General features: G+C 40.5%; 16 protein-coding genes and 1 riboswitch. Of the genes, 7 read left to right on the top strand and 9 right to left on the bottom strand.

The features are described from left to right. Nucleotides 1-121 precede the first annotated feature (121 nt). Nucleotides 122-1,618, top strand: coding sequence for a helix-turn-helix domain-containing protein (locus tag AYR53_RS06110; RefSeq protein ID WP_068281120.1), 1,497 nt, complete (start codon nucleotides 122-124; stop codon nucleotides 1,616-1,618). A gap of 365 nt (nucleotides 1,619-1,983) precedes the next feature. On the opposite strand, the gene AYR53_RS06105 is transcribed toward AYR53_RS06110, so the two are convergent. The 6 genes from AYR53_RS06105 to AYR53_RS06080 form a co-directional block, all read right to left on the bottom strand. Then, nucleotides 1,984-3,435 carry an amino acid permease gene (locus AYR53_RS06105; protein ID WP_068225492.1) on the bottom strand — a complete coding sequence of 484 codons (1,452 nt, stop codon included), beginning with the start codon at nucleotides 3,433-3,435 and terminating at the stop codon, nucleotides 1,984-1,986. A 207-nt stretch (nucleotides 3,436-3,642) separates the two neighbouring features. After that, a riboswitch (Lysine riboswitch) is annotated at nucleotides 3,643-3,819 on the bottom strand. A 41-nt stretch (nucleotides 3,820-3,860) separates the two neighbouring features. Continuing rightward, the gene (budA, locus tag AYR53_RS06100; RefSeq protein ID WP_068281122.1) at nucleotides 3,861-4,580 is read right to left on the bottom strand and encodes an acetolactate decarboxylase; all 720 of its coding nucleotides are present in this window, start codon (nucleotides 4,578-4,580) and stop codon (nucleotides 3,861-3,863) included. Between the two features lie 23 nt (nucleotides 4,581-4,603). Continuing rightward, nucleotides 4,604-6,280 (bottom strand): acetolactate synthase AlsS, encoded by a 1,677-nt coding sequence (gene alsS / locus AYR53_RS06095; protein ID WP_068281124.1) that lies wholly within the window; start codon nucleotides 6,278-6,280, stop codon nucleotides 4,604-4,606. Between the two features lie 752 nt (nucleotides 6,281-7,032). Continuing rightward, nucleotides 7,033-7,548 (bottom strand): Rrf2 family transcriptional regulator, encoded by a 516-nt coding sequence (locus AYR53_RS06090; protein WP_068281127.1) that lies wholly within the window; start codon nucleotides 7,546-7,548, stop codon nucleotides 7,033-7,035. Between the two features lie 268 nt (nucleotides 7,549-7,816). Further along, nucleotides 7,817-8,380, bottom strand: coding sequence for a hypothetical protein (locus AYR53_RS06085; RefSeq protein ID WP_238595653.1), 564 nt, complete (start codon nucleotides 8,378-8,380; stop codon nucleotides 7,817-7,819). Nucleotides 8,381-8,503: 123 nt separating this feature from the next. Then, entirely contained in the window at nucleotides 8,504-9,067 is a 564-nt protein-coding gene (locus AYR53_RS06080) for a GNAT family N-acetyltransferase (protein ID WP_068281130.1), read from the bottom strand. Between the two features lie 95 nt (nucleotides 9,068-9,162). Here AYR53_RS06080 and AYR53_RS06075 point away from each other — a divergent pair, with 95 nt between their 5' ends. Together AYR53_RS06075 and AYR53_RS06070 are read left to right on the top strand one after the other, a co-directional pair. Then, nucleotides 9,163-9,996, top strand: coding sequence for a lp_1002 family arylesterase (locus AYR53_RS06075; RefSeq protein WP_068281132.1), 834 nt, complete (start codon nucleotides 9,163-9,165; stop codon nucleotides 9,994-9,996). Between the two features lie 260 nt (nucleotides 9,997-10,256). Next, nucleotides 10,257-10,535, top strand: a complete 279-nt coding sequence (locus AYR53_RS06070; protein WP_068225499.1) for a hypothetical protein — start codon at nucleotides 10,257-10,259, stop codon at nucleotides 10,533-10,535. A gap of 200 nt (nucleotides 10,536-10,735) precedes the next feature. Here the strand turns inward: AYR53_RS06070 and AYR53_RS06065 are convergent, their stop codons facing one another. The 3 genes from AYR53_RS06065 to AYR53_RS06050 all read right to left on the bottom strand — a co-directional run bounded on the left by AYR53_RS06065 (nucleotide 10,736) and on the right by AYR53_RS06050 (nucleotide 14,573). After that, a complete protein-coding gene (locus tag AYR53_RS06065; RefSeq protein ID WP_068279055.1) occupies nucleotides 10,736-12,007 on the bottom strand; it encodes an ISL3 family transposase in 1,272 nt (423 codons plus the stop codon). Nucleotides 12,008-12,233: 226 nt separating this feature from the next. Continuing rightward, on the bottom strand, nucleotides 12,234-14,015 hold the full coding sequence (recQ, locus tag AYR53_RS06055) for a DNA helicase RecQ (protein ID WP_068281136.1): 1,782 nt from the start codon (nucleotides 14,013-14,015) through the stop codon (nucleotides 12,234-12,236). 237 nt (nucleotides 14,016-14,252) lie between these two features. Then, the gene (locus AYR53_RS06050) at nucleotides 14,253-14,573 is read right to left on the bottom strand and encodes a MazG nucleotide pyrophosphohydrolase domain-containing protein (protein ID WP_068281137.1); all 321 of its coding nucleotides are present in this window, start codon (nucleotides 14,571-14,573) and stop codon (nucleotides 14,253-14,255) included. Nucleotides 14,574-15,069: 496 nt separating this feature from the next. Here AYR53_RS06050 and AYR53_RS06045 point away from each other — a divergent pair, with 496 nt between their 5' ends. The 4 genes from AYR53_RS06045 to AYR53_RS06030 all read left to right on the top strand — a co-directional run bounded on the left by AYR53_RS06045 (nucleotide 15,070) and on the right by AYR53_RS06030 (nucleotide 17,622). After that, nucleotides 15,070-15,639: an LOG family protein gene (locus AYR53_RS06045; RefSeq protein WP_068281140.1), complete on the top strand. Its 570-nt coding sequence runs from the start codon at nucleotides 15,070-15,072 to the stop codon at nucleotides 15,637-15,639. A 154-nt stretch (nucleotides 15,640-15,793) separates the two neighbouring features. Beyond that, on the top strand, nucleotides 15,794-16,171 hold the full coding sequence (locus AYR53_RS06040; RefSeq protein WP_068225503.1) for a GntR family transcriptional regulator: 378 nt from the start codon (nucleotides 15,794-15,796) through the stop codon (nucleotides 16,169-16,171). Continuing rightward, nucleotides 16,164-16,877, top strand: a complete 714-nt coding sequence (locus AYR53_RS06035; protein ID WP_068281142.1) for an ABC transporter ATP-binding protein — start codon at nucleotides 16,164-16,166, stop codon at nucleotides 16,875-16,877. Before AYR53_RS06040 ends, AYR53_RS06035 begins: the two co-directional genes overlap by 8 nt. Then, nucleotides 16,867-17,622 carry an ABC transporter permease gene (locus tag AYR53_RS06030; RefSeq protein ID WP_238595652.1) on the top strand — a complete coding sequence of 252 codons (756 nt, stop codon included), beginning with the start codon at nucleotides 16,867-16,869 and terminating at the stop codon, nucleotides 17,620-17,622. Before AYR53_RS06035 ends, AYR53_RS06030 begins: the two co-directional genes overlap by 11 nt. The last annotated feature ends 67 nt before the right edge of the window (nucleotides 17,623-17,689 follow it).

The following is a 17,689-nucleotide window of genomic DNA, read 5'->3' as shown; positions in this document are numbered from 1 at the left end:
TGGTTTGACTACGCCATAGCAGCACGAGAATTGGTCCAAAATTGTGCGGTATGCCGATATTAAACCTCGTATGAATAATTCGGGGTAAAATTAGACAGGTTAAAGATAGGGGGGTAAACGGATGTTATTCGAAGAACTGTTTTTAGAAAAAACGGACCTCCAAAAATTTTTAATGTTTCGTGTTCTAAAAACCATCGACGCCAATTCGTTTACTATAAACGATATTAGTACCGCGTTAAATCTATCTTATCAGCAGACCTATAATGCTTTTCAGGATTTATTGACGGATATGCGGGTTCTGGATAAAAACATTGATAAAAATGTTGGTCGCCATAAATTAATGTCCCAAGATTCCTTTCATGTTACGCTTGATCGTTATCGCTTATTTTTATTAAAGCACTCATTGGTTTTTCAATTTGTTGATTATTTAGTTCAACACGCAAACCCAACAATCGATAATTTTTGTGAAACACAATTTGTCAGTAAATCAACTTTACTGCGTAAGACGGCAGCACTTAAAAAATTTATGAATCGTTATTCATTACGCTTTTCTTACACCCATTTAAGAATTATCGGTGATGAGCGCAATATTCGCCTACTTCTGTTTACTTTCTATTGGATTGGTTTTCATGGTATTGAATGGCCAATTAATGAATTTTCATTTAAGGATATGTTTCGCAATTACCAAAGGATAGGCATGGAAAATAATGATATTATTGTTGAATTACAAGAAGTTTTAATGTTAGGTATTTGCCGTACTCGTGTTGAACATGGCTATTTAATCCATAATGGTTCTGATTTCGATCTACTAACCCACAACAATGCTACTTTTGAAAAATTATCTTTCGCTGAAGATGTAATTCCTGGGCTTTCAAAAAACCAGTCGTTAAACGAACATAAATTTTTCTTTTTTTCACGATACATCACGATTTCATTTTCCCCAGAATTCAGCGATCAATCGCAAGAATTTTATAAACACTTCGCAACTGAAAACAATACGGTTTGGAAATTCACTCAAAATTTTATGACCTATCTAGTTCAATATTCAGTGCCTGAAAAACAGAGTAAGATTATAAATGACCGTCAATTGACGACCAATGTCTTACGCTTGGCCATGGCAGCAGAAGTTTTACAAGAAGACCATCCAAAATTAATGGATTTTTATTCCCATGAGCATCCCGAATACGAACAATCTAACCTATTCCAGATTATTAGAAATTATTTTCAAACGATTAAAACAAACCCAGACTTTAAAATTATCTATAGCTGCCACAAGAGTTTGGCGCACTACCTCTATTACCTACTGATCCCTTATCTACGCCAATTTGAAAAAAAACAGATTGTTAAAGTCCGACTACTTATGGAAAACAACGATTTGCTTACCCGCGATGTATCAGTCTTTTTGCGTGATATCAGTATTGTCCAAGTTTTAGACAATAAGGCCAGCTTTGAGGATGCAGATCTTATTGTGACAACCGTTGATGATGTTTCACATTATCTGGGGGTTAAATTTCCGGATGACAAAAAAATTGTACACTGGAATTTAGACGCACAAGACAGCGATTTTTATAGTTTATACATGAAAATCAAGCACACATACCTTACTAAACTTACTTAGCAGTACAAATAGTAAGCGGCCAGGACTTTTGTCCTGGCCGCTATTTATTTCCGAACATTGCTCTAGAACGTGCGTCAAAAGTCTGGATTTACGTGCCTAACTACGGCTAATTCAATAATCATAGTGCGGTTATTGAATTAGCTTACGTTACGCAGTGAACCCAAAACCGACTTTTTTCCCATTTTTAAGCTTAAATCATATTTGTGCGTTGAAAGTGCTGGCTGTCTTTTTTATTACGAATTCGAAGTCCCAGGGAGTATGCTCGACCGTAGCTTCACTCTCAGTCTAAACAAAAAAAGTTCTGAGGTTAATCGATGAAAATCGATTAACCTCAGAACTAATCTTAGATTGTTTCGTTCTTTTATTTAATCATCCCGTATTTTACTTAAATCAACCTTTTCTAGCGGAATAACGTGCGTTTTATGCCGAATTTTATAATAACCATATAAAATTATAAATAAGGGCACACTCATGTAACTAATACCAAGTGCTTGCCAATCTAACGTTTTTACAGCGTTTAAATCCTGGCCAACAATAACTAAAACACCTAACACCATTGCCAAAATTGGACCAAATGGAAATAGTTTGGCATGATATTTTAACTCGCCCAACGAATGACCTTGAGCAATAAAGGCCTTACGGAAACGATAATGCGAGATTGCGATCCCTAACCAGGCAATAAAGCCAGTTAAACCAGAAGCCGACACAAGGAACATATAGATCCGCGGTCCCCAGATACCGGTCATAAAGGTAAATAGCCCAACAACTGTTGTTAACAACAAAGCCGGAATTGGAACACCATGACTATTAACTCGCCCGAATGCTTTTGGCGCAATGTGTTGTTTTGACATTGCCCATAACATCCGCGTGGACGCGTACATCCCTGAATTTGCGGCCGAAATAACTGACGTTAAGATAACTGCATTGATTACACTGGCGGCGGATGCTAGCCCAACCCGCTGGAAAACTAGTGTAAAGGGACTGATCGCAACATCACTAGCACTCGAACCTAATAAATCCTTACTTGTATAAGGCAAAATAGCGGCGATTACAAAAATAGCTAAAATATAGAATAATAGGATTCGCCAAAATACCTGCTTAATTGCCTTAGGAATACTTGTCTCTGGTGTTTCTGACTCACCAGCAGTAATCCCAATTAATTCCGTTCCTTGGAAAGAAAACCCAGCTACAACGAAGACGCTGAGAATACTAGGAATTCCGCCAACAAAAGGCGCCTTACCGATTGAGAAGTTTTTCAGCCCAATTGCTGGCCCATTACCACCCATAATACCAAAGATAGTTAAGAAGCCAACAATCAGAAACACAATCACCGTGACAACTTTAATAATCGACAACCAATACTCGGTTTCACCAAAGGTTCGTACAGATAGCGCATTAATCACAAAAATTACTGCCAGAAAGAAGGCGCTAAAAATCCAACCAGGAACGTGTGGTAACCAAAAATGCATCACAATCCCAGTGGTAGAAACATCAACAGCCAAAGTAATCGCCCAGTTAAACCAATAATTCCACCCCATCGCAAAACCCAAAGCTGGATCAACAAAGCGCCCAGCATAAGTGGCAAACGAACCGGAAACTGGAATGTAGGTTGCCATCTCACCTAAACTCGTCATTAAAAAGTAAACCATTAGCCCAATGCCAATATAGGCAACTAAGGCTCCACCTGGCCCGGCGGTAGAAATAGCTGATCCTGAGGCAACAAAAAGCCCAGTCCCAATACTACCGCCTAAAGCAATCATCGATAGGTGTCGCGTCTTTAACTCACGCTTAACCCCACCATTATTCTCCTGCGCCATCTAAAAAATCCTCCTCTGCCTAACCTAAGTGCGCTAAAACCAGTACCCTTTAAACTACTGGTCAAGCATCACTGGCTAGACTTTAAATTTTTAGAGGTCGCTTTCTCCTGTTGCGTCATTCATTCTTGCCCACACTTTAGAACAAATAAAAAACGTCCTTTTTGCCCAAGCTACTACAACGGCAAAAAAGACGATTAGTCTTCACAGTCAGTCGATAGCGCTCCGTAACTATTGTTACGACAGTTCTTAGCCTTTTAAGCCAAGTCCCAACCACAACTTGAAAAAGCAAGCCATGACTTCGGCGGATCACCCTTTTACAAACCTTCACCAGCGCTTTTCGCTTCCAGTTTGTGACTTTTGATCTCCGCAACCTCAATCTTATATTGTTTTATTATAGCTAACTTCTATGCTAGAAACAAGCTCATTTATTTTTCTGCCTTGTTAATTGACGTACTCATTCCGGCGTAATTAAAATCTTCCTTCAAAAAAGCCGGATCTTCTAACGGGAAGTGTTGCTGCAATGACGCAAATGGCTGAATCGAAACGTCCCCTTCGGCCAGAGTGTAATCAAGCACGTGCCCGCCAATGGAATGATCATTGCTCAAAAAATGGACGTGGTAACCAGCAACTGCAACACCTTGAAATAATTCTGGTGCGTAATAACCGATTAACGTTCCCTCAACATTTTCTTGCTTGAATTTTGGCTGCGTTTTTGTTGACTCAGTTAGGTTGGGGTACGGCTTTTCCTGTTTTTGAACAACGCGGGTCAACATGTGACTGAATATTCCTCGGATTTTAACCGCATAAAAAACGTTCTTGTAAGGATAATCCGTTAGTAATTTTTGCTCAACATCAGCCTTGGTCAACTTAGTCTCGTGGGTCGTTACTTTAGGGTCGTCAAAGTGCACCGTTGCAAAAGGAACTGATTGTTCGGCCGTCAGTTCGTGCACCTCACCTGTTTCAACAACTTGATAGGCGTGGCCGTCCAAAATAACCATTTCACCATTAAAATCTTGGACGGTTCCAATACCGGAATTCCCGTGTTGCAGCAATTCACCGATAGTCATTGTTCCTTCAAACAGACCGGGAACTAACAAACTCAACGTGCCATGTTGGTACAATACTGATTTATCTGTTACTGCCATTTTCTTGCTCCTTTGCTTAAATCTTAATAGAACTGATCAGGTAAAATTGTCTCACCTAAATTCTTATTATCACTGTAATCAATTGGAATATCAACAATCACCGGGCCTTGCGTTGCAAATGCCTGATCCAAAACCTGGTTCAAGTCCCCGGATTGGTTAACCCGCAAACCAGTTGCACCAAAGCTTTCAGCGTATTTCACAAAATCAACCGCGCCAAAATCAACCCCGGCGGACTCGCCGTACTTCATTTCTTCTTGGAATTTAACCATATCATAATGGCCATCATCCCAAATCAGCTGAACAATATTTAAATTAAGTCGCACAGCCGTTTCCAATTCTTCACCAGAAAATAAGAAACCACCATCACCGGAAACTGAAATAATCTGGGTATTTGGCCGCAATAATGCAGCAGAAATCGCCCACGGTAAGGCCACCCCAAGTGTCTGCATTCCGTTACTGAACAACAAATGACGTGGTTCATAACTACGAAAATGCCGGGCCATCCAAATATAATGGCTTCCCACGTCAACCGCGACCGTCATTGAATCATCGACCCGTTTCTGTAAGGCCGAAATAACTGCTAAAGGATGGACCAATTTTGTTTCTGGTGGCATAACTGGTGGTAAGTCACGCTGTTCTAATTTTGTGTGTAATTGTTCCAAATAATGTTGCGAAGTTTCTTTAATCTTGAGCCCCTTTAAATAAGGTAACAAGAATTCTAATGTCTGGGCAATATCACCAACAAGCTCCTGTTCAGGCTGATAATTATGGTCGATTTGTGCCTTCATATCATCAATGACAATAATTCGGGCATCGCTTTCGGCATTCCAATTTCGTGGTTCATACTCAATTGGATCATAGCCCACCGCAATGACTAAATCACTGTGTTTCAACAACATATCGCCTGGTTGATTACGGAATAATCCTACCCGACCGAAGAAATTCTTCTCTAAATCATGCGAAATAATTCCTGCTGCCTGGAAGGTTTCAACAACTGGTAAATCAGAAACTTCTAAAATATTCCGAATTGCCTGGGTCACTTCTTCCGAAGAAGCACGCATGCCGACTAATAAAACCGGTAATTGTGCTTCTTTGATTTCCCGAGCCAAAACGGTGATATTAGCCGGACTGGCGGGACCTAATTTTGGGTCCTGTAGTGGCATGATTGCTGGGCTTTTAACCTCAGAATCAACCACATCTTGGGGCACACTAATAAAACTAGCGCCTTGCTTAGCCGAAGTTGCCTCGCGATAGGCATTGGCTAAAACCTCAGAAACATTCTCTGGTTCCTGAACTTCAGCACTATATTTAGTAATTGGTGCCATCATAGCTGCATTAGCCATGCTTTGATGCGTCAAGCGCAGTAAATCAGTCCGCTGAACTTGCCCCGAAATAGCTAATACTGGATCACCTTCGGCAGTTGCTGTTACCAACCCTGTGGCCAAATTACTTACCCCAGGTCCAGATGTTGTCGCGACCACGCCAGGTTTACCGGTAATCCGGCCAATTCCTGCGGCCATAAAAGCAGCATCCTGTTCGTGCCGGGTAACGATTAATTGTGGCGTTTTCGGGTTTTTACTATGACTTAAGCGATCAAATAAACGGTCGATCTTAGCCCCTGGAATCCCAAATACGTACTTAACATCATGATTAATTAGGCTTTCTAAAATAATATCCGCACCATATCGTTTTTCTGTCAAAAAGTCTCCTCCTCGGTTCTTTAAGGTCTATTATGTTTTGATCCAAGTTTTATCAAACGTATCTAACGCTAATGTGTACCAAAAACCGTTTTTTATCATAGCATATCTAACCGCAAAAAGCTTGTGCAATTTATTTTGTGAATTCAATTTCAATCTTGCTAAATCACTCTTTATATGCTTGGTTTCTTTTCACAAACTATAAAATTACACCACATGTGTGCAGCATTTAATTTGGGAGTCCTTTTAAGCGCAGTTTCATGCCGAATCTTCCTCTACCTGACAAAGATTCGTCTAAAAAAGAGGCTGGGATAAAAGTCCCTAGCCCCTTTATTTCCGAACATTGCTCTAGAACGCGCGCCAAAAGTCTGGGTTTACGTACCTAATGGAAGTGTTTGAAAAAACGATTAGATTCTGAGGATTACTGACGTTGTCGATCGGACTAGGATAAAACAAAGTCCGAGTCGCGGCCTACAACAGCCGAATTACCTTTGAAAAAGGTGATTTGGCTGTTGTAGCTACTATTCCGCAATTGAGGATTATTAGCACAAAACGCTAATAATCTAGATGCTTCATCCGTTGTCCATTCAACTACGGCAAAAACCGCCAAGTTGAAACATGGCAACCACAGGAATCTGTTTTTTCAAACACGACTACAGCTAATCCAATAACCATAGTACGGTTATTGGATTAGCTTACGTTACGCAGTAAACCCAAAAACTGACTTTTGTCACACTCCAGCTTTAATTTGGATTTTAATGAAGATTATGCAGTAATCGTTGAATCAATAGTTCACGCTTTTCATCAGTCTCATTCCAATTAATCAACGGAATTTCAGATTCACCTAAAGTCTCGCTAATCAGTTGGTAAACACTCTGTTTTTTTAATGAATCTTCCCACAGCGAATCCGCACGGCTAAAAACTGAATTAACCACCGATGTTCCCTGCCTTGCGACTGGTTGAAAATCTTTAAAAACAATATCAATTAGGCCTGAATCAGGATAAGTATGAATATCCCCTTCAGTCGCTTGGACAACGTCATAAAGACTAATATTCTTGGCAGGCCGAGCAATTGTAAAACCACCATTATTCCCTGAAACCGACTTCACTAACCCTGCTACCACTAATTTGCGCATAATTTTACGTAAATACGTTTGGGAGCCGTTTAACCGATGATGAATAACTTCTGATGAGATCGGAAAGTCTGGGTCTTGCGTTGCTAATAATGTAATAATACAAGCCGCCTGTTCGAAGCCTCGCGTCAATTGCATGACTGATACACCTTTTTTCTACAAAATTAGAGTGTGTCCTAAAAGGGCGTTCGAATTTTCCCCATAATTAAGAAATCGCATCTGAACGCTTTTTCGGACACTCCCTAGATTGCCACTCAAAGTTATCATAGCATATTCATCATCAACTTTGCCAACATATCAAAAAAGAACGCTTGTAAAAGGTTGCTAGACCCATTACAACACGTTCCTCCTGCCAAGGGTGTTTCTCAATTGTACTGCAATCTAAACTAACTGCCAAGCCAACTGCCTATTCGAGTTTCAACTTAAAACTGGCTAGGCCTTGCTTTTTATCTTGAATATCAAACGTAAAACCAAACTTACTCAATAGGTAAATAACCTTTTTTAAACCCTCACCATCAAAGGAACTGACATTACCCTCAATTTCAGTAACGTTTATTTTGCGTGCAATTTTAAGTAAATTAATAATTGCTAATTGTGCCATCCCATGATTTTGAAAATCATAAAAAGCAAGTTGGCTCTCGGAACCAAGTGTCTCCAGAACGGTCATGTGAATCTCGTTGTCCCACGCACTGTATTCAAAAAGTAGCTCACTTTGATAGTCTGTTTTGGAATGGCCGTACTTATCAACATTTGCGTACGGGGTATACACAAATACCGAACAGCTTCGTTCATTAAATCGTTCCCGATTTAGATTCGTGTAAACAATATATGGCGTAATTTTCTTCGGTTGTGCTTCAATTCTATCTTGTTTTTCAAGTATCGTTAAATCAGCATCAGCTTCAATCGCGGTTAAGCGTTCAGCGTAAGCCTTTTTCATTGCATTTTCACGCTCTTTTTGCTCATCCATCATAGTTCCCCCTATCCATAATCAAATTTATTATACCATAACCAACGACGTCTTTAATGGATAATCATTATAGGATAGAGATTTTCATACTGTTTTCATCAAAGCCCCATTAGAATTACTTCAAAACTAAGAATTCTCTAATTTGGCCTGTTGCGCCCGGTAATCAGTCACCGTTAATTTATAATAACATTCCGTTACTGGTGCATCATCCGCAAATAACTTTGGGCGTTCTAATTCATATTCAAAATGGAATCCTGTTTTTTCGATTACACGTTTTGACTGGCGATTACTTGCAAAATGGCCCACCCAAATTGTCATTAAGTGTAAATGATTAAACCCAAAGGCCAGTATACCCATGATGGCTTCCGGCATTAGGCCCTGCCCCCAATAGTCCTCATCCAAAACAAAACCTAACTCACGCTCGCTGTCCTCAGGCGTTGATCCTGATGGCGCTCTGCGGTGTAGACCGATACTACCGATTACGTGATGTGTTTCCTTTAATTCAAGTGCAAAAACCTCGTCACTACGAATGAATAACGTTAAAATTGCCTGACTTTCACCAAGCCCACTATGCGGCTGCCAACCAGCCATTTTACCTAGTTTGGGATTCTGCGCAAAATGATGTAAATCACCCAAATCATTCTCTGCGAACGAGCGAAGAATCAATCGTTGCGTTTCTAAACGTGCCAACCTGCTAACCTCTTTCTTATTTTTAGTTTAAATTCATTATTTTGTGCTGTAAAATCAATTTAATCATTATAAACTTATTTGTGGGAGATGATCTTATGAAAACTCTAACTTTACCCTTACCCCAGATAAGTGAACGAGTGGCCAGCGCGTACTTACAAGGGTATGTGCGTGAGCTAGATCCAAAAATAACCCAAACGGCGTACCCAGCTTTGATAATTGTTCCTGGTGGTTCATATACTCATATTCCTGAGGCACAAGCAGAAACCATGGCGCTGGCATTTGCTGCCCATGGCCTACAAGTCTTTTATTTACGATATCACTTTATAAAAGATACCGCACCAAAACCACTATTACCTCAACCAATTATTGATTTAGGAGCTGCAGTTTTGACTTTACGCCAGCACGCTAGCGAGTTTCGGATCAATCCTACACAGATTATTGCGGCTGGTTTCTCAGTAGGTGGCCATATTGTCAGCCTTTACGCTGATTATTGGCAATCAAAATGGTTAACGCAAGCACTCAATGTCCACCCAGAACAACTCAAATTAACGGCGGCCATTCTTAGTTATCCAGTTATCCGTTTAGATGCTGGTTTCCCGGCCAGTCAGGAACAATTGACCAAAATAACTGATCAACCGGCAAAGTTTGCGGCAGATGAGGCAGTCACTAACGCTAATCCACCGACCTTTATCTGGCACACGATGGATGACCCAATGGTACCCGTTAGCAATAGTCTGCGTTATTTGACTGCACTTTATCAACAAAAAATTCCCGTAGAGGCCCATTTTTTCCATCACGGTCCCCACGGCCTAGCACTTGCTAATCAACAAACAGCCTGGAAGGCCGATGCTAATCAACCACACGTCGCACACTGGGTTGATTTGGCGATTGAATGGTTAAATGAAACCTTAGCTTTAAATCTTTTCTAAAAAGGCCCACTTAATTGCTTAAAGCTACATTGACTTTAGCCACTAACTGGTCTAGTTAATCATCACCAACCAATCATTATAAATTCTTTATAAAATATGCCACTAACTGCGGTACAAGCCATCTTTAAGTGAAGTGGTATAGCTTAATTACGTTATCTAGGATGCTAATTACTTGTTAAATTCTCATTTTACGGTATACTTAATACAGTGTTTAAGGTTACTTTCGTATTTCCGCCACGATTAGAAAGAGGGAAACGACCATGGCAGTACGCAACTATTTTCAACTCAGACCAGCATTCAATGATGATGCTTCTGACTTTGTTCTCCATTTTATTGATATCCCACGACCAGATCTTAAAGCCTTTCCACGTGTCACTAAATTAGGTGACTGGATGGCTTACGGTGACACTGATTACCGTTTCTGGAGTCACATTAGTAAGGCTGATTTTACAGCAGTTATTGCTAAAGAGACCGGAATTGATCCCAGTCATTTCGAAGTTGTCGATGGTCAAGACTACGAAGATTACGCTTATTTTTAATTAAAATCATTAATTACTTGGGAGTGGGACAAAAGTCCGTTTCGGGTTTACTACATAACGTAAGCTAGTCCAGTAACTATAGTACGATTATTAGACTAGGCAGGAAAACCCAGACTTTTTGGCACACAATTCTAGAGTAATGCTCGGAAATAGCGGCTCTTCGTCAACTGTTGTTGGTGAATCCATATTTCGAGTTCTAATCACTTCGTGATTAGGGCTCTTTTTGTTTTGATTTTGAAAACGTATAGTACTCGAGTTCTAAACCTCCAGAAGCTGCGATAGCCAAAACTGGCTCGTTTGATCGCCTTGATTTTATTATTAGAACCTTCCAAAGGACCATTTGAATAGTGTGTGGTAAAGGTGTTACGAATCTCATCATGATGGCTTTCAAGTGTTTTAATCGTGTTCTTCATTTCTTCAGAATACGTTTTGTTATTCCAAAATGCCGCATTGTAGTTATGCCAATCTTGATGTTGGACAGCTGACCGGACGCTGTTTAAGACTTGATAAGTTTGTTCTAGTTCTGAATCCAACGATAACAGCTGATGGACAACATCGGTGGCAGCCATCCAGTAAGGAAAATTAGTCCACTTTTTGAATTGTTCAAAGTTAAGCTGTTCAGTTGGTACTAACAACAGCTTCCAGTAGCGCTTAAGGGCGTGAAATTCGCGAGAAGACGGGGTAAACTTCTTCATCACCTTGATTCTGGTTTTGTTAAACGCCCGATTTAGGGCGTTGATAATATGAAACTTGTCCATGACCACCATGGCATTGGGGAACACGGTCTGCACAAGCTTGGGGTAGGTATAATTCATATCAGTCACAATAATTTTGACGTTTTCTCGGGCAGCTTGATCGAAGCGGTAAAAATACTTCTCTAGTTTATTGATGGTTCGATAAGGGAGTAAGTCGATTAATTCATGGGTTTCGCCATTCATGAACTCAAAGCTCATGGCACCAGTAGCGCTCTTGGTACTCTTCACCTCATCCATTAAGATGATCTCTGGTAAATAGTGCCAATTGGTTTGAAAGTCTCGTTCAGCGCGCATTAACTGGCGGCCCACAAATGAATCTGATGCCGATACTTCATTGGCAATGTGCTTCAAAGAGACCGGTTCACCGAGCTTCTCTAGGCATTCTTTGCGGCTGGTGTTTGAAATTGTACAGTGTTTCGGAACTGCCAATGTTTGTGCAAGAAAGTTGCCGTGACATTCTTTACAGTGGAAATAGCGGCGCTTTAAGGCTAAGATGACGGTGTTGCTCAGAACCTTCGAGAATCTGATAGTGGTATTGCGCCAGCCGTAGTTAATAATCTTTTGATCATTGATAATCCCGCACTTGGGACAAGCCTTCGGCGTGTAATCCAAGTGGCCAGTTAAGCGAATAACCCCGTCTTCTCCAGTTTCACCGTCAGTAATTTTTAGGTTCTCGTCAGCTATTCCTAATAATAATTTTGTAGTATCATGACACATAGGGCATTTCCTTCTTTCTGAAAAATCTTCGTGGTGGTTGACTTGGATGAACGGACAGGAAATGTCCGCTTTTTTATTCTAGCCATAAATAAAAAATCTGTCATCAGTAATAGATGAAAATCTATTACCAACAACAGATATTGTAGAACCGAAATAGCAGGAGGTTGACGCAAAAGCGTCAACCTCTTTTTGTATCTTCCAAGATTACGGTCGCAAAAATTGCCCCCTAATCTTTTTTTGTTGTCGTTGCAGTATTAATCGCATCAAGAAACTGTTGCCCGTACTTGTCTAGCTTGCTTTGACCAATCCCCTTGACTTCTAACATTTCGGTTAAATTAGTTGGTAGCTCACCTGCTAGAGCATGAAGTGTCTTATCTGAAAAAATAACGAACGGGGGAACTTGTTGCTTTTCGGCTAACTCGCGCCGTAACTGACGTAATTTCTGAAATAGCTCATCATCCTCGGGTAAGGATTGCTGTGCTTTTACCGCTGTCTTACGTAACACTTGCTGCTTTCCACGTAACACTTGCTCGCCCGCTGCTGTCACCTGAACTAGTGGAAATTTCCCACCACTAACCCTCAGAAAACCCGCCGCCGTTAAAAAATCAATTAACCCAATCACTTTTTTCTGTGACTGCCGTTTTAATAATCCATAAGTAGAGAGTTCTTGAAAATGCTGCTGTCGAACACGCAACGTATTAGCACCAGTTAAAACTTGCGCAATTACTGCTTTACCGAAACGCTCGTGCATTCGAATCACACAGGATAATACCTTTTGTGTATCAACAGTGATATCTTGCTCTTCTCGTTTATCCAGGCAATTGCTGCAACGCCCGCACGGCTCGCCAGGCTCATCCCCAAAATAACGTAAAATAAACTGTTGTAAGCAGGTCTGCGTATTGGCGTACTGCGCCATTTCCTGTAGCTTGCGGTACTCCTTTTGTTTATGTTCATCGTCCATTTCTGACTGATCAATGAAAAAATGCTGGATTTGTGTGTCCTGCGCTCTAAAGATTAGAATTGCCTCACTGGGTAGGCCATCACGCCCGGCCCGGCCAGCCTCTTGATAATAAGCCTCTAAACTTCCTGGTACCTGAGCGTGAATCACAAAGCGGACGTTACTTTTATCTATCCCCATGCCAAAAGCGTTAGTTGCCACCATTACCTGAACGCGATCATACAAAAAATCCTCTTGGTTTCGGCGCCGTTCTTGCTCTGATAAGCCTCCATGATACTGCGTTGCTTTAATTTTACGCTGTTGTAGTAAGTGGACCAAGCGTTGCACCTCTTTACGGGTACTCGCATAAATAATTCCAGACTGATCATGATTCAACTTCAAATAGTCTAATAAAAAACGATCACGGTCTTGATTCTTAATCACCTGGAAGGCCAGATTATCCCGAGCAAAACCAGTTCGAATAACATTTTCGGTCGGAATTTCTAAACGCCGACAAATATCGTCTGCGACTTGGATGGTGGCGGTGGCCGTCAAGGCTATAATCGGTGGCTGACTTGGTAGTTGCGCCAAACTAGTCGTTAAGTTTAAGTAACTAGGGCGAAAATCGTGGCCCCACTGCGAAATACAGTGGGCCTCATCAACTGCAATTAATGAAATATTAAGTTGACCAAGCTCGGCCAAAAAAGAACTTGAATCTAACCGTTCTGGTGCTAAGTAGAGCAGCTTGACCTCACCACTAGCAGCCAACCGCAAATGCTCATTAATTTCGGCATAATCCAAAGTACTATTAATAAAAGTCGCTGGAATATCATTTTCGTGTAAGGCATCCACTTGGTCCTTCATTAGCGAAATCAGTGGCGAGATTACTAAAGTGATGCCCGGCAGCAATAAGGCCGGTATTTGGTAGCACAGTGATTTACCACCACCAGTTGGCATTAACGCTAAGCTATTTTCACCAGCAAGTACCTTATCAATTGCTGTCTTTTGCCCGCGGCGAAAATGATCATAACCAAATTTTGTTTTCAAAAGGGTCGCTGCTGTTAGTTGCATATTTCGCTCACTTTCCGTTTTTACTGATCCCTCTATTTTAAGCGGCAATCATTTAAGTTTCAACTACCAATGCCACTACTTAGAAACTCCGCCAAATTTCATTTAATATCCGCCGAATTAGTTATAAATGGTAGCTTGTACTAATTAGCCAGCTTGTATTTGGAAAATACCTTTACTAGTTAATGCATTCCTAACTTTAACACCAATTTAAATAACCCCACCAAAAATAATCGACCATTAACTATTTTTGAATCGTTGCCCTAATTTGGTTTCACTAGCAGTTAACAAATTTTCTGGAACAATATCGTATTTTGCACTAATGATCAACACTTGATCTAAAATATCTGCTAATTCCTCTTGGAGATTTGCGCGTTTTTGGGCATCCGATCCCGGTTTCTCCCCAGGATGATCGCGGCCAATTTCTAACGCCCGAATCGCCCGGGAAAGTTCCCCAACTTCTTCAGTTAGAAAATTCAACCGAATAAACGGTGAATACTGGTACCAATTACGCTGCTTATAAAAAGTAACCAACCATTGTTGATGTTCTTGTAAAGTCATATTAAGCCCCTTAGTTTCTATTAGTTTTGTAGGACAAGTATAAACTATCGCTAAAATAATTCGGACGATATTCAAAAAATAGTTCTTAATTTAAATTCTATTCTTCTTTCTGAAATTTATTGCTGTAAAATTAAAGCGTTAGTTTAGATATAACCTAAAAATCAGCCAGATATAGCCTGTTATTTCACTATAGGTAGACAATCCTAGTGCATCATAGCTATTAAAAATAATGTTTATGCTGCTTGGCCACTGAATTGCACTTGCTCAGATTTAGTTAGGTTTCATTCCGGCGCTGGCGTATGGAATCTAATCTGTTCTGGCTTGTTCAAGTTAGGCTTTGGCGTTCTGAAAACTAGCTAATAGTTTTAAATATGGTCGCTACACGCCACTAGGAGAGTGTTTAAAAAATTACTCAACTTCCCATGTTTATTCACAAGCTTAAACCTCTTTTTTTCAACACGCCTTAATCAAATTAGAAATGAAAGTTGGTTTTAAAATGAAAAAAATTGCCGTTTACTGTGGTGCCTCCTCTGGTAATAATAAAATTTATCAGGATGCCGCTCGCAAATTAGGTCGCTGGCTAGTACATGAAAACCTTGAATTAGTTTATGGCGGTGGCGGCGTCGGTTTAATGGGTACACTGGCAAGCGAAGTCCTACATAATGGTGGTAAAGTACACGGCGTTATGCCTCAGGAATTAGTCGATCGGGGTGCCGCCTTCAGTGAACTCTCTGATCTAGAAGTTGTGGCCAATATGTCCATTCGGAAACAGGAAATGTTAACGATGGCGGATGGCTGTATTGCTTTACCAGGTGGCCCTGGAACTTTGGAAGAAATTGTAGAAGCATTCTCGTGGGCAAGAATTGGCAATAACGATAATCCCTGCGTCCTTTACAATATTAATGGCTACTATAATCCATTGAAAACTATGTTTGACGAAATGGTGCACGCCGATTTTCTCACCCAGATTGACCGGGAAAAGCTCCTGTTTTCTGATTCATTAACTGAGATTTTAGCCTTCATGACCACTTATATTCCGCCTAAAGTTCGCCATTATCAAAACTAATTACTTACCCGCCCCGCCGCTTTTACGCACTTGATAAACTTATCATTTGCTAGCTATTGCTTCATACAATAACTAGCAAAAAATATTTCTTGCCAAATTTATTAAAGCATTCTATAGTGTAATAGAAAGCTAATACACTATTAAGGAGGGCCACATGAAATTCAACGATAAGGTACCGATTTATTACCAAATCAAACAGTACGTTTATCAAGAAATTATTCTAGGACATCTCAAGGCCGGGCAGAAGCTGCCAGCAATTCGGCAATTGGCGGTAACGTTAACGGTTAACGTCAACACAATCCAACGAGCACTGAGTGAGTTAACGACGGAAGGGATCATTATCACCCAACGTGGTAAGGGTAATTTTGTGACTAGCGATACCCAACTACTGCAAGCGCTAAAAAAACGCATAGTTACGGAACAATTTAGTGAATTATATGATAAAATGCTTGCCCTCAAAATCACTCCTGCAGAAATGGTGCAATATTTAAAAAACTACATTGACCAACGAAAGGAAGTACAACATGACTGAAGTTCTACAAATTAAAAATCTAACTTACAAATTAAATTTAGTTAGCATTCTTGACGATCTCACCTGTACTATACCGGCAGGCAGCATTGTTGGTTTATTGGGCGCAAATGGTGCCGGCAAAACAACGTTAATGCGTTTGATTAGTGGTGTTGCCAAAGGTTTCCATGGCGAAATCAGCGTTAATCAACAAACCAGTGTCGTTAATCGGAAGCAACAAATCAGCTTTAGTCATCAATTAGACGGTAGCGATCGGCGAGCTCGTTTGGCACAAATTGTTCATGACTACACGCTACTTTACCCTGATTTTTCGGCTACGCAATTTCAACAATTGGCAGATTTTCTTGAACTTGATTTGCACCAGCGCCTCAGTAAATTATCTAAGGGTAACCGCAACAAATTTATCGTTGCATTAACTTTGGCACGTCAAGTCCCCCTTTATTTGTTGGATGAACCATTTGATGGGATTGACGTCATGAGCCGCAAAAAGATTATTGCCAGTATTCTAAAATGGAAATCAGAAACGGCCACAATTCTCATCAGCGATCATCACGTTAACGATATCGCTAATTTATTGGACGCAGTGGTTATTGTCAAGGATAAGCACGTCGTTGCTCAAGAACAGGCTGACACAATTCGTGAAAAATACGGCGAAAGTATCGAGGACTATTACGAAAATCTTTATACTGGAGGCGAGAATGATGACTAAAATATTGGCATTAACGACAAACTTATTTCGCAAAAAGAGTAATAGTGTACACGCCATTGTTGGCTTGCAGCTACTGGCATTAGTGATCACTTTGATCAACATGCTATGGAAGCACACTTTTGATCGGATAGACCCAATTGGATTAACGCTTTCTTATGGTTTTCTTGCTGGTCTAATTTTATTTATATTATTGGCACGCCGAATCGAACACGTTTGGACCAGCAGTTCAGCGCGGTTATTACCCATCACCGACACCAAATTATACTTAGCTAATCTGGGTTCAACGTTACTCAGCTTCATTTACTTTCTAGTGCTGGAACTGATAATCGGCGGGATCTGCAGTATCGGTGCTTTATCAGATATCCACGCTTCTTTCCAGCAAATTTTGCCTTATACCGCTACTAGTCTAACGACCATTCTGGCACTGACTTTATACGGTTGGGCGTTCATTAGTTTAGTTCATTTGTTGGGGGTAACCATTAGCACTTGGTTACCAGAAATGCGCTCCAAATTTATTTATTTCGTGTTATACGTTGTAGTTGGGATTCTTCTTTTGAAGATTTTATCTACGATGGGCAATTTGCTAGGGAAATTTGTTACCCCGCTCTTCACGGGCCAATATAATGCAACCATTAATCCTGGCCTACTGAGTTTTAGTGGGATACTTTTCTTAATAACAATCGTCTTCTCACTACTCAACATCTACCTGTTAAAGAATTGGGTAGAAACTAAACAAAACGCCTAATTATAAAAATAGTCACGATTATAATTGAAAGGTCCACTGCGTATCAGACTTAATTGCCTGATACGCA

The sequence above is a fragment of the Loigolactobacillus backii genome (assembly GCF_001663675.1).
Classification (GTDB): domain Bacteria; phylum Bacillota; class Bacilli; order Lactobacillales; family Lactobacillaceae; genus Loigolactobacillus; species Loigolactobacillus backii.
This window is presented reverse-complemented; position numbering and strand designations above follow the sequence as displayed.